We start from the raw sequence: 15,795 nt of genomic DNA, 5'->3' as shown, positions 1-15,795 counted from the left end.
CCTGAATGAGCAAAAGCTCGCGTCAGGCGTTTCCGGATTCCCGCCAGAAATCCAGGATGGCTTGCACGGTTTCCGCGATCGTCAGATCCGACGAATCCAGCACCCGGGCATCCTTCGCGGGAGCGAGCGGCGCGGCCGCGCGCTGGGTATCGCGCGCATCCCGCTCGCGCATATCCCGCAAAAGGTCGTCAAGATTAGCAGAAATTCCCTTTTCGATCAACTGCTTACGCCGCCTCTCCGCCCGCGCGACCACGTCGGCCACCAGGAATACCTTGAGGGACGCATCGGGGAACACCACCGTGCCCATGTCGCGCCCGTCGGCCACCAGGCCCGGCGGCACACGGAAAGCCCGCTGGCGCTCCAGCAGCGCCTGGCGCACGCCGGGAAACGCCGCCACGCGGGAAGCGAAGTTGCCCACCTCTTCACGGCGTATCTCGTGGCCGACGTCGCCGCCTTCCAGGTAGACATGCGGCCCGTCGAAACGCACATCCAGCGTCTCGGCGACCCGGGCCACCGCCGGCTCGTCCTCGGCGGCCACGCCCTGGCGCATGGCGGCCAGGGCCGTCAGGCGGTAGAGCGCGCCGCTGTCCAGCACATCCCAGCCCAGCGCCTTGGCGACGCGGTGCGCCACGGTGCCCTTGCCGGAGGCGGTCGGCCCGTCGATGGTGATGACAGGCGCGGCAACAACAGGATTTGCGGAGGTAACGGTCATGAATCGCAGAATGAGGCTCAGGCCGAAACCAGGCCTGCGTATACGTCAAAGTAACCCGGGAACGTCTTGCTGACGCAGCCCGGATCGAGAATGCGCACGGCGGCCGGGCCGAACGCGGCCAGGGAGAAGCACATGGCCATGCGATGGTCGTCCCAGGTGCCGATGTGCGCATCGCGCCAGCCGCCCCGGACGGGCGGCGTCACGCGCAGCCAATCCGGCCCCGATTCCACGGTCGCGCCCAGCTTCTCCAGCTCGGTCTGCATGGCGTGGATACGGTCCGTTTCCTTCACGCGCCAGCTGCCGATGTTGCGCAGCCGGCACGGGCCGTCGGCATACAGGGCCAGCGCGGCCGCGGTCATGGCCGCGTCGGGGATCAGGTTGAAATCGGTATCGAAGGCCTTGAGTCGCTCACCGTCGGCGACGTTCACGCCACTGACCTCGATCCAGTCCGGACCGTAGCTGACCGAGGCGCCCATATCCGCCAGCGTCTGGGCAAAGCCCACGTCGCCCTGGATGCTGTCGGCGCCCACGCCGCTGACCCGCAGCGGACCGCCGCCGATCGCGCCCAGCGCCAGGAAATAGGACGCCGTGGACGCGTCACCCTCGACCGCGATGCGGCCCGGGCTGCGGTAGGCGGCGCCGCCTTCGATCACGAAACGGCTCCAGCCGTCGCGGCGCACGGTGACGCCGAAGCGCGCCATCAGGTTCAGCGTGATCTCGATATAGGGCTTGGAAATCAGCTCGCCGACGACTTCGATCGTCATCGGCTTGCCGCTACGGCCGGCTTCGATCGGGGCGGCCAGCAGCAAGGCGGTCAGGAACTGGCTCGACACCGAACCCTGCACGCGCGTGACGGCGCCGGCGATGATCTCGCCACGACCGATATGCAGCGGCGGATAGCCCGGCTGTCCCAGGTAGCCGATGCGGGCGCCCAGGGCATTGAGCGCATCGCCCAGATCGCCAATGGGCCGCTCGTGCATGCGCGGCACGCCGGACAGCTTGTAGTCGCCGCCCATCAGGGCCAGCGCGGCGGTGAGCGGACGAATGGCGGTGCCGGCGTTGCCCATGAACAGCTCTGCGCTTTCGACCGGAAAGCGCCGCACGCCCTCGACGGTGACCCGGCCCGCATCCAGCTCGGACACGTTCACGCCCAACTGCCGCAAGGCGGTCAGCATGACGCGGGTGTCGTCCGAGTCCAGCAGGCCGGTGATCTCGGTGCGGCCCTCGGCCAGCGCCGCCAGCAGCAGCACGCGGTTGGAAATGCTCTTCGAACCCGGCAGGGACATCTCGCCCCGGGCGCGCCGCACGCGCGGCAGATCAAGATAAGGCAAAGCGCCCATTCAGCTACTCCTTGCGCCAGTCGCGGCGCGCCTGCGCCGCCGTTTCCAGCAATGCCTGCAGGCCGGCGCCATCGCCGTCCGCGATCGCGCGCTCGGCGCGGTCCAGCACGGCGCGTACCTCGGCCAGTTCCGTCAGCATGGCATCGCGGTTGGACAGGAAGATGTCCCGCCACATTTCCGGCGAACCGGCCGCGATGCGCGTGAAATCCCGAAAACCGCTGCCCGCCAGGTCCAGCCGGCGACGGGCGTCGGCGGCCGTGGCCACCTGCTCCATGTAGACGGCGGACAGCAGGTGCGGCAGATGGCTGACCGAGGCGAACACGCGGTCATGCGCCTGCGCTTCCATGTCGACCACCGTCGCGCCGCAGGCCTGCCAGGCCGCGCGCACGCGCGCCACGTCCGCCGCCGCGTTCTCGGGCAGCGGCGTGAGCACCACGTTGCGCCCGCGATACAGGCCGGCGTCGGCCGCCTCGGGCCCGGTGCGTTCCGCGCCGGCGATGGGATGGCCGGGCACGAACTGCGCACAACGCCCGCCCAGGGCGGCGCGCGCCACATCGACCACTTCGGCCTTGGTGCTGCCGGCGTCCGTCAGGATCGCGCGCGGCGCGAGCGTGGGCAGCATCCGGACCAGCAGGTCGCGCAGGCCGCCCACGGGCGTGGCCAGCAGGATCATGTCGGCCCGGGCCGCCGCGACCTCGGCGCTGACGGCCTCATCGATCAAGCCCAGTTCCAGCGCGCGCGCCAGCGATTGCGCGTTGCGCCCTACCCCCAGCACCTTGCCGACCTTGCCGGCGCGGCGCAGCGCGGCGGCGAACGAACCGCCGATCAACCCCACGCCCGCCACGGCCAGGACAGGAATCAGGGGGCCAGCGGCCCCCTGATCGGCGGAAGCGGAAACACCGTTCATGCGGCCAGGATCGCGCTCAGCGCCTCGATGAAGCGGGCGTTTTCCTGCGGCAGTCCGATGGACACGCGCAGCCATTCCGGCAGGCCGTCGCCGGCCACCGGACGCACGATCACGCCACGCTTGAGCAATTCCAGATTGATGCGGGGCGCGTCGCCCACATGCACCAGCACGAAGTTGCCGTAGCTGGGCACGTAGCGCAGCTTGAGCGCGTCGAAGGCCTGGCACAGCTGGGCCTTGCCCGCCTTGTTGGTGGCGTAGGCCTCTTCCAGGTAGGCGCTGTCGGCCAGCGCGGCGATGGCGGCGGCCTGGGCCAGCGTGTTGACATTGAACGGCTGGCGCACGCGGTTGAGCAGATCGGTCAGCGCCGGCTGCGACACGGCGAAGCCCACGCGCAGGCCGGCCAGGCCGTAGGCCTTGGAGAAAGTGCGCGAGACGATCAGGTTCGGATAGCGGCGCGCCAGCGCGGTGCTGTCGAAGCGGAATTCCGGATCCAGGTATTCGTTGTAGGCCTCGTCCAGCACCACGGTCACGCGGTCGCCATGGGCGGCCTGCACGCGCTCCAGGAAAGCAGCGACCTGCTCGCCCGGCACGAAGGTGCCGGTGGGATTGTTCGGGTTGGCGATGAAGACCACGCGGGTGTCGTCGGCAATGGCGTCGAACATCGCGTCCAGGTCATGGCCGTAGTCCTTGGCCGGCACCACGATGTGGCGCGCGCCGCGCGCCTGCGTGGCCAGCCGGTAGACGGCGAAGGAATGCTGCGCGTACACGGCCGAAGTGCCCGGCTCCAGCAGCGCCAGCGCCACGATTTCCAGGATGTCGTTGGAACCGTTGCCCAGCGTGATCCAGTTCATCGGCACGCCGTAGCGCGTGGCCAGCGCCGACTTCAGGTCAAAGCCGTTGGGGTCCGGATAGCGCGCCAGCGACTCGGCCGCCGCCAGCATGGCCGCGCGCGCCGACTTGGGCATGCCCAGCGGGTTTTCATTCGACGCCAGCTTGACGATGCCGGCCGGATCCAGCCCGAACTCGCGGGCCAGTTCCTCTATGGGCTTGCCCGCCTGGTAGGGCGCGATGGCGCTGACGTGGGCGGGGGCTACGAGAGGCTTGGATGCGTTGGTCATGGTGAAGGCTCACGGCGCCGGGTAGGAACCCAGCACCTTCAGATAGGCGACCTGCGCCTGCAGGGTGGCGAGGGCACTGGCGACGTTTTCGTCGTTGCGGTGCCCCAGGACATCGACGTAGAAATAGTATTCCCACTGGCCGGTGCGGGCCGGGCGCGACTCGAAGCGCGTCATGGACACGCCATTGGCCGCCAGCGGCGCCAGCATTTCATAGACGGCGCCGGCGCGGTTCGGCACGGCCAGGATCAGGCTGGTCTTGTCCTGACCGCTGACCAGCGGCTCGATATAGCCGATGGCCAGGAAGCGCGTGCGGTTGTGCGGATCGTCCTGGATGCCGGAGGCCACCACCTGCAATTCCCAGGCCGGCGCGGCCACTTCGCCGGCGATCGCCGCGACGGACGGATCGGCGGCGGCCATGCGCGCCGCTTCCGAATTGCTGGAAGCGGCCACGCGCTCGACGTCGGGATAGTTGCGGGTCAGCCAGCCCTGGCACTGGGCCAGCGCCTGCGGGTGGGCGGCGATGGCCTTGATGCCGTCCATGCCGCCGGATTTCGACATCAGGCAATGACGGATCACCAGCGAACGCTCGCCCAGGATCTTGAGCGGCGTGTTCAGCAACAGGTCCAGGCTGCGGTTGACGGCGCCTTCGGTGGAATTTTCCACCGGCACCATGCCCACGTCGGCCTGGCCGGCCTCGACGGCGCGGAACACTTCATCGAAGGACGGGCACGGCAGCTTCTGCACCGCGTGTCCGAAATGCTCCAGCGCCGCCTGCTCGGAGAACGAGCCTTGCGGGCCCAGGTAGGCAACCGTCATGCCGCGCTCCAGGCCGCGACAGGCCGAGATGATTTCCGTCCAGACCGAAGCCACGGCGGCGTTCGGAAAGGGGCCGGGATTGAGCTGCTGCAGGCGGCGGATGACTTCGGCCTCACGCTCGGGCCGCAGCACCGGGCCGTCGGCCTGGGCGGCGTGCTTGGCCTCGCCCACTTCCTGCGCGGCGCGAGCGCGCTGCGACAGCAGGTCGAGGATCTGCGCGTCGAGCGCATCGATGCGGTCGCGCAACGGGCGCAGCGCGCGCTGCAGGTCTTCATCCATGGCGGCGCTCGAATTCTTTCAGGTAGGCGACCAGGTCCTGCACCGCGGCCAGCGGCACGGCGTTGTAGATGGAGGCGCGCATGCCACCCACGCTCTTGTGCCCCTTCAGCTGCGTCAGGCCGGCGGCCTCGGCGCCCTGCAGGAAGGCATCGTTGAGCGAGTCGTCGCGCAGCACGAACGGCACGTTCATGCGCGAGCGCACGGGCGCGTGGATCGGATTGCGGTAGAAGCTGGTGCTGTCCAGGTAGCCGTACAGCAGGTCGGCCTTGGCCTTGTTGGCGGCTTCCATGCCGGCCACGCCGCCGTTGGCCTTGACCCACTTGAACACCAGCCCGGCGATGTAGATCGCGAAGGTGGGCGGCGTGTTGTAGCGCGAGTGCTCTGCGGCGACATTGGCATAGTCGAAGGCCGACGGGCAGATCGGCAAGGCGTGGCCGATCAGGTCGCGGCGGGCGATGACCATGGTCACGCCGGCCGGGCCGGCGTTCTTCTGCGCGCCGGCGTACACCATGCCGCAGCGCGCGACGTCCAGCGGACGCGACAGGAAATGCGAGGACGCGTCCACAACCAGCGGCACATCAGGCGCGCCCAGCGCGGCCGTGTCGGGCCAGTCGAGGAATTCCACGCCGCCGATGGTCTCGTTGCTGCACAGGTGCAGATAGGCGGATTCCTTGCGCACCTGCCAGGTATCGGTGGCGGGCACCCAGGTGAACGGGGCCTGCTCGCGGCCGTCCAGCTGCGTCGCCTGGGCGCTGCTGGCGGCGATGTGGGCGCTGCCGTAGCGCCCGGCTTCGGCGTGCGAACGCTTGGACCAATGGCCCGTGACGACGAAGTCCGCGGCCGGCGTGCCGCGGCGTCCCATGAGATTCATGGGAACAATGGCGTTTTCCCCGGAACCGCCGCCCTGCATGAACATGACGGCGTAGTCGGCCGGCAGGCTCAGCAGCTCGCGCAGATCGCTTTCGGCTTCGTCGCAGATCTGCACGAAATGCTTGCCGCGATGGCTCATTTCCATCACCGACATGCCGCTGCCGTTCCAGTCCAGCATTTCCGCGGCGGCTTGCCGCAATACCACCTCGGGCAGGGCCGAGGGGCCAGCCGAGAAGTTCCAGGGGCGGGCCATCATTGCTCCGTAGGTTCCGTCGAATCCGTTGCGTCGCCGCCTTCGTCGCCGGCGTCCTGGCCATTCTCATCCAGGTCGCTGTCGTCGTCGGCATCGCTTTCCACCACGCGCCGCACGCCGGACAGCGAGCTGCCGTCATCGACGTTGATCAGCGTCACGCCTTGCGTGGCGCGGCCCATTTCGCGGATTTCCGCGACGCGGGTGCGCACCAGCACGCCGCCGGTGGTGATCAGCATGATTTCATCCGACGGCATGACCAGCACGGCGCCGACCACCTTGCCGTTGCGCGAGCTGGTCTGGATGGCGATCATGCCCTTGGTGCCGCGGCCGTGGCGCGTGTACTCGGTGATCGGCGTGCGCTTGCCGTAGCCGTTCTCGGTGGCGGTCAGCACGCTTTGCGTCTCGTCGCCGGCAACCAGCAGCGCGATCACCGTCTGGGTGTCCTCGAGCTGCATGCCGCGCACGCCGCGCGCGTTGCGGCCCATCGGACGCACGTCGTTCTCGTCGAAGCGCACGGCCTTGCCGGCGTCGGAGAACAGCATGACGTCATGCTTGCCGTCGGTCAGGTCGGCGCCGATCAGGTAGTCGCCATCGTCCAGATCCACGGCGATGATGCCGGCCTTGCGCGGGTTGGAGAAGTCGGACAGCGGGGTCTTCTTGACCGTGCCGCGCGTGGTCGCCATGAACACGTAGTGGTCGTCGCTGAATTCCTTGACCGGCAGCACCACGGTGATCTTCTCGCCGTCAGCCAGCGGGAACATGTTCACGATGGGCTTGCCGCGCGAGTTGCGCGTGCCTTGCGGCACTTCCCAGACCTTCAGCCAGTACACGCGGCCGCGGTTCGAGAAGCACAGCAGGAAGTCGTGCGTGTTGGCGATGAACAGCTGGTCGATCCAGTCGTTTTCCTTCATCGCCGTGGCCTGCTTGCCGCGGCCGCCGCGCTTCTGCGAACGGTACTCGGACAGCGGCTGGCTCTTGATGTAGCCGCCGTGCGACAGCGTCACGACCATGTCGGTGGGCGTGATCAGGTCTTCGGTGTCGAGTTCGGTCGCGTTGAGCTCGATGTCGGAACGACGCGTGTCCTTGGCGCCGGTCGAGAACTCGGCCTTGATGGCCTGCAGTTCCTCGCCAATGATGGTGGTGATGCGCTCCGGACGGGCCAGGATGTCGAGCAGGTCGGCGATGGTGGACATGATGTCCTTGTATTCGCCAACGATCTTGTCCTGCTCCAGGCCGGTCAGGCGCTGCAGGCGCATGTTCAGGATTTCCTGCGCCTGCGTATCGCTCAGGCGATACATTCCATCGCCCTGCAGGCCAAACTCCGCGCCCAGGTCGTCGGGACGGAAAGCCTCGCGGCCGCCCGGCGTGTCGCCGTCGGCGCGCGACAGCATCTCACGCACCAGCGACGAATCCCACGAACGCGCCATCAGTTCCTGGCGCGCGACGGGAGGCGTCGGCGCCGCCTTGATGATGGCGATGAAGTCGTCGATGTTGGCCAGCGCCACGGCCAGGCCTTCCAGCACGTGACCGCGCTCGCGCGCCTTGCGCAGCTGGAACACGGTGCGGCGCGTGACCACTTCCCGGCGATGCTGCAGGAAGTAGTCCAGCATCTGCTTCAGGTTGAGCAGGCGCGGCTGGCCGTCGACCAGCGCCACCAGGTTCATCCCGAAGGTGTCCTGCAGCTGCGTGTTCTTGTAGAGGTTGTTCAGCACCACCTCGGGCACTTCGCCGCGCTTGAGCTCGATGACCAGGCGCATGCCGTCCTTGTCCGACTCGTCACGGATGTCGGAGATGCCCTCGATCTTCTTGTCGTTGACCAGCTCGGCGATGCGTTCCTGCAGCGTCTTCTTGTTGACCTGGTAGGGGATCGCGTCGACCACGATGGCCTGGCGGTTGCCCTTTTCAAGGTCTTCGAAGTGCGTCTTGGCACGCATGATCACGCGGCCGCGGCCGGTGCGGTAGCCTTCGCGCACGCCCGACATGCCGTAGATGATGCCGCCCGTGGGGAAGTCCGGCGCCGGGATGAGCTCGATCAGCTCGTCGACCGTGCAATTCGGATTGCGCAGGCAGTACAGGCAGCCGTCGACGACTTCCTGCAGGTTGTGGGGCGGAATATTGGTGGCCATGCCCACCGCGATGCCCGAGCTGCCGTTGACCAGCAGGTTGGGCAGCCGCGACGGCAACAGCAGCGGCTCTTGCTCGCTGCCGTCGTAGTTGGGGCCGAAGTCCACGGTTTCCTGGTCGATGTCGGCCAGCAGTTCGTGGGCGATCTTGGCCAGGCGGATTTCGGTGTAACGCATCGCCGCCGCGTTGTCGCCGTCGATCGAGCCGAAGTTGCCCTGGCCGTCGACCAGCATGTAACGCATGGAGAAATCCTGCGCCATGCGGACGATGGTGTCATAGACGGACTGGTCGCCGTGGGGGTGGTATTTACCGATGACGTCCCCGACGATACGCGCCGACTTCTTGTAGGCGCGGTTCCAGTCGTTGTTCAGTTCGTGCATCGCGTAGAGCACGCGCCGGTGGACGGGCTTGAGGCCGTCCCGCACATCCGGAAGCGCCCGGCCTACGATCACGCTCATCGCGTAATCAAGGTAACTGCGGCGCATCTCTTCTTCCAGCGATACCGGAAGCGTCTCCTTGGCAAAGGAATCCATATATATAACGACAGAATCGTGTAAGGAGGAACCCGGGCCGGGTAAACGGGAAATTCTATCATTCGATTCAGGTAGCGGTTCCCCGGCAGCCTGGACACCATCCAGCCCGGCCCGCATCCGGCAAGGCTCGCGGCATGTCGGGAAGACCGCCGCCGGGCCTGTTGCCAAAAACCAACATGGAAAACGGGTGGAGCGCCGAAATCGCCATATCCAGCGCCAATGCGCCTCTCCAGGGAAGCCAAAGCCCCCCAAATGCCTTAAGATTGTTTCCAGCACGCAGGAAACCCAGTAGCTATTCCTTTGAACCAGCTCTTGGCGTTGCTATACTGGCCCCGTTTTCCTGATATGCGGCGGGGGTTCGCTGCGAGTCACTTATCCAGCTTCAAGCTCAACGAGGAGAAACATGAACAAACCCTCCAAATTCGCTCTGGCGCTCGCCTTCGCCGCCGTCACGGCCTCGGGTGTAGCCTCGGCCCAGTCCTACCCCAACACGGTGGACAACTGGCGCAACCCGTTCGGTAACGTTTGGAAGAACGGTACGAACGAACTGTGCTGGCGCGACGCCTTCTGGACCCCGGCCACCGGCATCCCCGGCTGCGACGGCGTTCCGGTTGCGCAACAAAAGGCCAAGCCGACCCCGCAAGCCGCCAAGGTCGTCTTCAACGCTGACACGTTCTTCGACTTCGACAAGTCGACGCTGAAGCCGGAAGGCCGCCAGCTGCTGGATCAAGTTGCCCAGCAAGCCCAGGGCATCGATCTGGAAACGATCATCGCCGTCGGCCACACCGACTCGATCGGCTCTGACGCCTACAACCAGAAGCTGTCCGAGCGCCGTGCCGCTTCGGTCAAGGCCTACCTGGTCAGCAAGGGCATTGATCCGAACCGTATCTACACCGAAGGCAAGGGCAAGAAGGCCCCGATCGCTTCGAACAAGACCGCTCAGGGCCGCGCCCAGAACCGTCGCGTTGAGATCGAAATCGTGGGTAGCCGCAAGTAATTGCCGGACTAGCTACAATAAGGGGCCTCGCATAGCGAGGCCCTTTTTTTCGTCCGGACTCAGCCAGCAACGCACCAACCCGGTGCATTCCGGACGCGCCTCGCCCCTGGCGATGGAATTCGCGCTGGCCCTCTATATATAGCGCCGCCTCTACGCCGGACCGCCCATGACCACGCATATCGAAGATTCCGCTCCCGCCACCGTCAACGCCGACCAGGCCGAACTGGACAAGTTCAGCGCGCTGGCCAGCCGCTGGTGGGACCCCGAAAGCGAGTTCAAGCCCCTGCACGCCATCAATCCGCTGCGCCTGGAATGGATCCAGGAATGCGCCGGCAGCCTGGCCGGCAAGACGGTGCTGGACGTGGGTTGCGGCGGCGGCATCCTGTCCGAGTCCATGGCCCGCGCCGGCGCGACGGTCACCGGCATCGACCTGGCCGAAAAATCGCTGAAGATCGCCAAGCTGCACGGCCTGGAATCCGGCGTGAAGGTCGAATACCGCAAGGTGCCCGTAGAGGAACTGGCGGCCGAGCAGCCCGCGCGCTACGACGTGGTCACCTGCATGGAAATGCTGGAGCACGTGCCCGATCCGGCCTCGGTGGTGCGGGCCTGCTCCACCCTGGTCAAGCCTGGCGGCTGGGTCTTCTTCTCGACCCTGAACCGCAACCCCAAGTCCTTCCTGTTCGCCATCGTCGGCGCTGAATACGTGCTGCGCCTGCTGCCGCGCGGCACCCATAGCTACGAGCAGTTCATCAAGCCCAGCGAACTGTCGGCCGCCGCGCGCGGCGCGAACCTGGAGCCCGTGTCGATGCGCGGCATGGAATACAACCCGATCACGCAGATCTATTCCTTGTCGGCCGACACCTCGGTCAACTACCTGATGGCAACCCGCAAATGAGCGCACTGATCCTGTTCGACTTCGACGGCACGCTGGCCGATACCGCCCCCGACCTGGCCGCGGCGGCCAACCGGCAGCGCACCCGCAAGGGCCTGGAACCCATGCCCTACGAAGCCCTGCGTCCGGTCGCCTCGCAAGGCGCGCGTGGCCTGCTGCGCGTGGCGCTGGGCCTGAAACCGGGCGACGCCGACTATGAGCCGACGCGCCTGCAGTTCCTGGAAGACTACGCCGCCGAATCCACCGTGCACAGCAAGCTGTTCCCCGGCATCGTCGAACTGCTGGCCGGCATCCGCGAGCGCGGCCTGTCGTGGGGCATCGTGACCAACAAGGTCACCTACCTGACCCTGCCCATCGTCGAATTCCTGGACCTGACCCGCGAGAGCGCCGTGCTGGTCTGCGGCGACACCACCGCCCACGCCAAGCCGCACCCCCTGCCCCTGCAACATGCCGCGCGCGAGGCCGGTTTCGCCGTCGAACGCTGCGTCTATGTCGGCGACGACCTGCGCGACATCCAGGCCGCCCATGCCGCCGGCATGCCGGCCGTGGCCGCGGCCTATGGCTATGTGGGCGAAGAAGACAACGTAGGCAGCTGGGAAGCCGAGCGCTGCGCGCACTCCCCCGCCGAACTCTGGGCCGCCATCGAGCCCCTGCTGCCCGCCGATCTGCGCTGAATCCGCGCCAGGTCGTGCCGCGGACGTCGTGCCGTCCGCGGCCATTCACAGCCTGCGCCACCACGCGGGAGCGCTGACGAAAGCTCTGCCCCTCCGCCGGATTAGCTCGTTCTGTCGAACAATTTGTACGACGCCACGCGCTTTATCCTGCAATGCAAGTGGTTTAAAGTATCGACATGGAAAACATCCGGACTGATCCGGATTGTTTTTTTCGGCGACTGCCGGCGTCGGCACCACTTTTCATCTTCCCGACGCCCCGTCCGCCCGCCGACAGCCTTTCGGCTCTCGCGCGCGATGCGCCCGGCTTGCGCCCCGGCCGCTCACCCAGACCTGTATTCAACCCTTCAACAACGCCCGTCCACCCGCGCGCGGCTTCACGCGCGCGCCTGAGGAATGCCTATGCTATTGCCCATCCTGCTGCTTTCGGCCGCCGGTTTCACCATCCTGACGACCGAGTTCCTGATCGTCGGCCTGCTTCCCGGCCTGGCTCGCGATCTGGACGTCACCGTGTCCCAGGCCGGCCTGCTGGTCACGCTGTTCGCCTTCACGGTCGCCGCCACCGGACCGCTGCTGACGGCGCTGATGGCCAACATCGAGCGCAAGCGCCTGTTCATCGGCGTGCTGATCCTGTTCGGCCTGTCCAATGCGCTGGCCATGGCCGCGCCCAACATCTGGGTCATGGCCGTGGCGCGCTTCGTGCCCGCGCTGGCGCTGCCCGTGTTCTGGTCGCTGGCCAGCGCCACCGCTGTCGAGCTGGTCGGCCCGGCGCGCGCCGGCCGCGCCATCTCGCTGGTGGCCTTCGGCATCGTGGCGGCGACGGTGTTCGGCATTCCCATCGGCGTGCTGATCTCGGATGCATTCGGCTGGCGCGCCGCCTTCGGCGTGCTGTCGGCCGTCGCCTTCGCCAAGGCCCTGCTGCTGTGGATCGCATTCCCCAGCACCCGCATCCAGAGCGAGGATGTCAAGCTCGTCACGCAGCTGCGCATCCTGCGCAAGCCCATCGTGGTCGGCCATGTGCTGCTGTCGCTGCTGGTCTTCACCGGCATGTTCACCGCCTACACCTACCTGGCGGACATGCTGGAACGGCTGGCCGGCTTCAACGGCCAGATCGTGGGCTGGACCATGATGGCGTTCGGCGCGGTCGGCCTGATCGGCAATACCGTGGGCGGCCGCCTGGTGGACCGCAGCCCGCTCGGCGCCACCGCGCTGTTCTCGGCGCTGATGGCCGCCGGCCTGGCCACGCTGGTGCCAGTCATCCACTCGCATGGCCTGCTGGCCGCCGCGCTGGCGGTCTGGGGCATCGCCCAGGCCGCGCTGTTCATCGTCTGCCACGTGCGCCTGATGAAGTCCGCGCCCGAGGCGCCGGCCTTCGCGGCATCGCTCAACATCTCCGGCGCCAATATCGGCATCGGGTTGGGCGCGGTGGTCGGCGGACGCGTGATCGACACCTACGGTCTGGCTGCGCTGGGCGGGGCCGCGGCGATCATCGTCGCGGTCTCGGTCGGGCTGGCCATCGCGCTGATGGCAGCCTCGCGCGGCGGCCGGCGCGACCATGCCGCCGAGGATGTCATGGTGACCACGGCCAAGCCCGCCTGCCCGAACGCGGCCAGCTGAGCCGCAGCCGTCTCCCGCGCGCCACGCCCCCGCGGCGCGACGCGCGGGAATGCAGCGGGCTATCGCGTTTACCGCTACAATGGAGTTCTTGGGGCCGATCCGGATTCGACGTGGGTCGCGAAACAACTCAGGGCATGCCGAGCACCAGTAAGCTCGTTAAACCACTGGAACACTACAAACGCCAACGACGAGCGTTTCGCTCTCGCCGCTTAAGCGGTGAGCCGCTGCACTGATCTGTCCTTGGGTCAGGCGGAGGAAGGCAACTTCCTAGGGGGGCAACCCTCGAACCGCAGCAGCGACATTCACAAGGAATCGGTCTGCACTGGGGTCACACGGTTCAGGCTTAAATTACGTGAATCGCTCTGGTCCGGCCTGTCGGTTGGCTAAGTCCAGGGTTAAAACCAAATAAATCGACTACGCATGTAGAACTGGTTGCGGAGGGCTTGCGGACGGGGGTTCAATTCCCCCCGGCTCCACCAAATTAGCAAGCATTAGACAGTGACAGACAGGGGCGGACGGGGAGACCTTTCCGCCCTTTTCTGTCTCCAACTGTCCACCGTTTCACACGGGAATCACACAAAAATCACACCGGCATATACTGGACGCCCATCAGCGAATTGATGCCATGGACGACAACGGAATCCTGGAGCAGGTCCCCGGCCAGTACGTGGCCCAGGCCGCCCTCACCCTGCCGCCGGCCGTGACCGCCGAGGACCGCGACTACCTGGTCGAGATCGACGCCGGCCATGCCGGTCTGGTGCGGCTAACCTTCCGGCGCCAGAAGGCCAAGCGCGCCAAGCACACCCACTGGTTCTGGTCGGCCAAGCGGGCGGACGCGGTCTAGAGCTTCGGCCACGCCTCGACCATGGCCCGGTGGCGCGCCGCACATACCCCGTAGGCCACCAGCACCTGGTCCTGCACCCAGACCTGCCAGTCGTCGTAGCTGGCCGGCGCCTGGGGCGGATCTGGGATTTCAGGGCACGGCGCCGCCAGGCCGCTGTCCAGCGGCGGCACCACGCGCGGCACGTACAGAGTCCGTGAGGTTCCGCACCCGGTCAGCATCAGGGCGGCAACCAGCAGGCAGAGGATTCGCATTTCTCACAGCCTTGGAAAATGCGTCGATTGACGCGGTAAGTGCGGGGCCGGCAGCCGCCGCGGCGCGAGCGCTGGCCGCCATGCTCTGTAGGTCGTCCGTGGTCTGCTGGATCGCGCGGCGCGCCACGACCAGGTCATCCTGGGCCTGGTCTCGCTCCAGAGCGGCGATTTCCTGGCCGTGCAGCGCGTTGAGAACGACGGCAACGCCGTAGCCAGCTGCGATGCCAGCCACAACCGCAGCGGCCGCATACCCGCGCCAGCCCGCCAACAGCCCGGCGGCGCGCGCCAGAGCGCTCACGATTGCACCTCGGCAACGGCCTGGCCGTACAGCACATCCCAGGTCTGCCGGTGCGGCTTGCCCGGCCGCCAAGTACGCAAATACAGCGCCCAGGCCGCATCGGCGTCACCGATGCGCGGCAGCTTGCCGGGGTCGGTCCAAAGCAGCAGGCGCGCCAGGCCCGCGGCCAGCACGTCATCACGCTCAAGCGCGTTCCAGATGGCGGCATCGTCCGCCGCTACGCCGCGAGCGCGATAGAGCTGCGCCGCCAGGTCGCGCGTTGCACGATGGATTCGGACGCCGCGGACCATGCCGCCGCCCACCTCCGCCTGCCAGAAGCTCATCGCGGGACCGATAGGCCGCGGTGGGTTGCCGACCAGTTGCCGCCGGTGCTCAAAGCGTGATTCCTGCAGGCCGATGGCCAGCAGCATCACACGCGCCTCGGGCGTATCCATGCCCGGTGGCAGCAGCGCCAGCGCCGGGTTGACGGCGGTCTCGATGATTTGCGACAAGGTCATTGCTTAGGCTCCCTGATGTGTTTGATAGTCACGGCCGCGACATAGACGGCCGCTGAGACTGCGAGCGCAGCATCGCCGGCGCTGGCCCAACCTGCGGCCACGATGCGGCACGCCGCGCCCGTGGTCGTGAGGCAGACGGCTGACAGACCGATGCGCTCTAGCGCACTGTCCTCGATCGATTTCGAGAAGACGGCCAGCGCCGCGCCGCCGGCGACGATGAGCCAGCTGACGAACGCAAGCACGGCCCACAACGTGATGTAGATGGTGCTTTCCATGTCACACCCCTTTGCTGCCTCGAACTCGCTCGAGCAGCGCCTGCCATAGCGCCCCGATGGGCGCCTCCTGCACGGCCTGCCACAGCCGCGACATGACAGCCATGCCGAGGAAGCCGCACAGAAAGCCCGATAGCCCCTCGGGAATCCCGAGGAATTCCGCGAGCCACGGCGATCCGTAGTACGCCAGCACGGCACCGGTCGCCGCCATGCTGACCTTGGCCGTCGGCGACCCCTGCAGAAACCGCATGGAGACCATGGCCCCGACCACGCCAGCCAGCTTTGCAGCCAGGGCGTCGAATTCTTGAATGTTCAATCGTTTCCCCTATGGGCGTAAAAAAACCCGCCGGAGCGGGTTATTCAGGTTGTGTCGGCCAGTCGACTTTCTTCGGGAAACCCTTCTGCTCATCAACGCGCAACAGCAGCACCCGATAGCGCTTCCACTCGACAAGCTCTGCACTTTCCGCTTCCGTGGCTATCCCCAAGTCCACCGCGTCTTGCAAC

17 protein-coding genes and 1 other RNA gene are annotated in these 15,795 nt (G+C 66.9%); 6 read left to right on the top strand and 12 right to left on the bottom strand.

The window, feature by feature from the left end; all coding sequences use genetic code 11:
- Window positions 1-22: 22 nt before the first annotated feature.
- Genes cmk through gyrA form a run of 7 tightly spaced genes read right to left on the bottom strand, consistent with a single transcriptional unit; the run spans window position 23 to window position 8,952 of the window.
- Window positions 23-712 (bottom strand): (d)CMP kinase, encoded by a 690-nt coding sequence (gene cmk / locus ACEU5R_RS20185; RefSeq protein WP_392411389.1) that lies wholly within the window; start codon window positions 710-712, stop codon window positions 23-25.
- Between the two features lie 17 nt (window positions 713-729).
- The gene (aroA, locus tag ACEU5R_RS20180) at window positions 730-2,052 is read right to left on the bottom strand and encodes a 3-phosphoshikimate 1-carboxyvinyltransferase (RefSeq protein WP_392411388.1); all 1,323 of its coding nucleotides are present in this window, start codon (window positions 2,050-2,052) and stop codon (window positions 730-732) included.
- A 4-nt stretch (window positions 2,053-2,056) separates the two neighbouring features.
- The gene (locus ACEU5R_RS20175) at window positions 2,057-2,959 is read right to left on the bottom strand and encodes a prephenate dehydrogenase (protein ID WP_392411387.1); all 903 of its coding nucleotides are present in this window, start codon (window positions 2,957-2,959) and stop codon (window positions 2,057-2,059) included.
- Complete coding sequence (gene hisC / locus ACEU5R_RS20170; RefSeq protein WP_103273345.1) at window positions 2,956-4,077, bottom strand: histidinol-phosphate transaminase; 1,122 nt, start codon at window positions 4,075-4,077, stop codon at window positions 2,956-2,958. Before hisC ends, ACEU5R_RS20175 begins: the two co-directional genes overlap by 4 nt.
- A gap of 9 nt (window positions 4,078-4,086) precedes the next feature.
- Entirely contained in the window at window positions 4,087-5,172 is a 1,086-nt protein-coding gene (gene pheA / locus ACEU5R_RS20165) for a prephenate dehydratase (RefSeq protein ID WP_103273344.1), read from the bottom strand.
- Window positions 5,165-6,298, bottom strand: coding sequence for a 3-phosphoserine/phosphohydroxythreonine transaminase (gene serC / locus ACEU5R_RS20160; protein WP_103273343.1), 1,134 nt, complete (start codon window positions 6,296-6,298; stop codon window positions 5,165-5,167). The genes pheA and serC overlap by 8 nt, the downstream gene beginning before the upstream one ends.
- On the bottom strand, window positions 6,295-8,952 hold the full coding sequence (gene gyrA / locus ACEU5R_RS20155) for a DNA gyrase subunit A (protein WP_103273342.1): 2,658 nt from the start codon (window positions 8,950-8,952) through the stop codon (window positions 6,295-6,297). The genes serC and gyrA overlap by 4 nt, the downstream gene beginning before the upstream one ends.
- Window positions 8,953-9,355: 403 nt before the next feature.
- On the opposite strand from gyrA, the gene ompA reads away from it, so the two are divergent.
- The 6 genes from ompA (at window position 9,356) to ACEU5R_RS20125 (ending at window position 13,973) form a co-directional block, all read left to right on the top strand.
- Window positions 9,356-9,949: an outer membrane protein OmpA gene (gene ompA / locus ACEU5R_RS20150; protein ID WP_103273341.1), complete on the top strand. Its 594-nt coding sequence runs from the start codon at window positions 9,356-9,358 to the stop codon at window positions 9,947-9,949.
- A 166-nt stretch (window positions 9,950-10,115) separates the two neighbouring features.
- Window positions 10,116-10,844, top strand: coding sequence for a bifunctional 2-polyprenyl-6-hydroxyphenol methylase/3-demethylubiquinol 3-O-methyltransferase UbiG (ubiG, locus tag ACEU5R_RS20145; RefSeq protein ID WP_103273340.1), 729 nt, complete (start codon window positions 10,116-10,118; stop codon window positions 10,842-10,844).
- A complete protein-coding gene (locus ACEU5R_RS20140) occupies window positions 10,841-11,515 on the top strand; it encodes an HAD family hydrolase (RefSeq protein WP_103273339.1) in 675 nt (224 codons plus the stop codon). Before ubiG ends, ACEU5R_RS20140 begins: the two co-directional genes overlap by 4 nt.
- A gap of 399 nt (window positions 11,516-11,914) precedes the next feature.
- Window positions 11,915-13,129 (top strand): MFS transporter, encoded by a 1,215-nt coding sequence (locus ACEU5R_RS20135; protein WP_392411386.1) that lies wholly within the window; start codon window positions 11,915-11,917, stop codon window positions 13,127-13,129.
- A 90-nt stretch (window positions 13,130-13,219) separates the two neighbouring features.
- Window positions 13,220-13,608: a transfer-messenger RNA gene (ssrA, locus tag ACEU5R_RS20130) on the top strand.
- Between the two features lie 146 nt (window positions 13,609-13,754).
- Window positions 13,755-13,973 carry a hypothetical protein gene (locus tag ACEU5R_RS20125; RefSeq protein WP_392411385.1) on the top strand — a complete coding sequence of 73 codons (219 nt, stop codon included), beginning with the start codon at window positions 13,755-13,757 and terminating at the stop codon, window positions 13,971-13,973.
- Here ACEU5R_RS20125 and ACEU5R_RS20120 read toward each other — a convergent pair.
- The 5 genes from ACEU5R_RS20120 to ACEU5R_RS20100 form a co-directional block, all read right to left on the bottom strand.
- A complete protein-coding gene (locus tag ACEU5R_RS20120; RefSeq protein WP_392411384.1) occupies window positions 13,970-14,224 on the bottom strand; it encodes a hypothetical protein in 255 nt (84 codons plus the stop codon). The two genes, ACEU5R_RS20125 and ACEU5R_RS20120, sit on opposite strands and share 4 nt — an antisense overlap.
- Before the next feature lie 294 nt (window positions 14,225-14,518).
- On the bottom strand, window positions 14,519-15,019 hold the full coding sequence (locus ACEU5R_RS20115) for a hypothetical protein (protein ID WP_392411383.1): 501 nt from the start codon (window positions 15,017-15,019) through the stop codon (window positions 14,519-14,521).
- Window positions 15,016-15,294, bottom strand: a complete 279-nt coding sequence (locus ACEU5R_RS20110; protein WP_392411382.1) for a hypothetical protein — start codon at window positions 15,292-15,294, stop codon at window positions 15,016-15,018. The genes ACEU5R_RS20115 and ACEU5R_RS20110 overlap by 4 nt, the downstream gene beginning before the upstream one ends.
- Window position 15,295: 1 nt before the next feature.
- Entirely contained in the window at window positions 15,296-15,607 is a 312-nt protein-coding gene (locus ACEU5R_RS20105; RefSeq protein WP_392411381.1) for a hypothetical protein, read from the bottom strand.
- A gap of 40 nt (window positions 15,608-15,647) precedes the next feature.
- On the bottom strand, window positions 15,648-15,782 hold the full coding sequence (locus ACEU5R_RS20100; protein ID WP_392411405.1) for a tail fiber assembly protein: 135 nt from the start codon (window positions 15,780-15,782) through the stop codon (window positions 15,648-15,650).
- Between the last annotated feature and the right edge of the window lie 13 nt (window positions 15,783-15,795).

It is taken from the genome of Achromobacter sp. 413638 (genome assembly GCF_043119405.1).
Taxonomy (GTDB): Bacteria; Pseudomonadota; Gammaproteobacteria; order Burkholderiales; family Burkholderiaceae_B; genus Achromobacter.
This window is presented reverse-complemented; position numbering and strand designations above follow the sequence as displayed.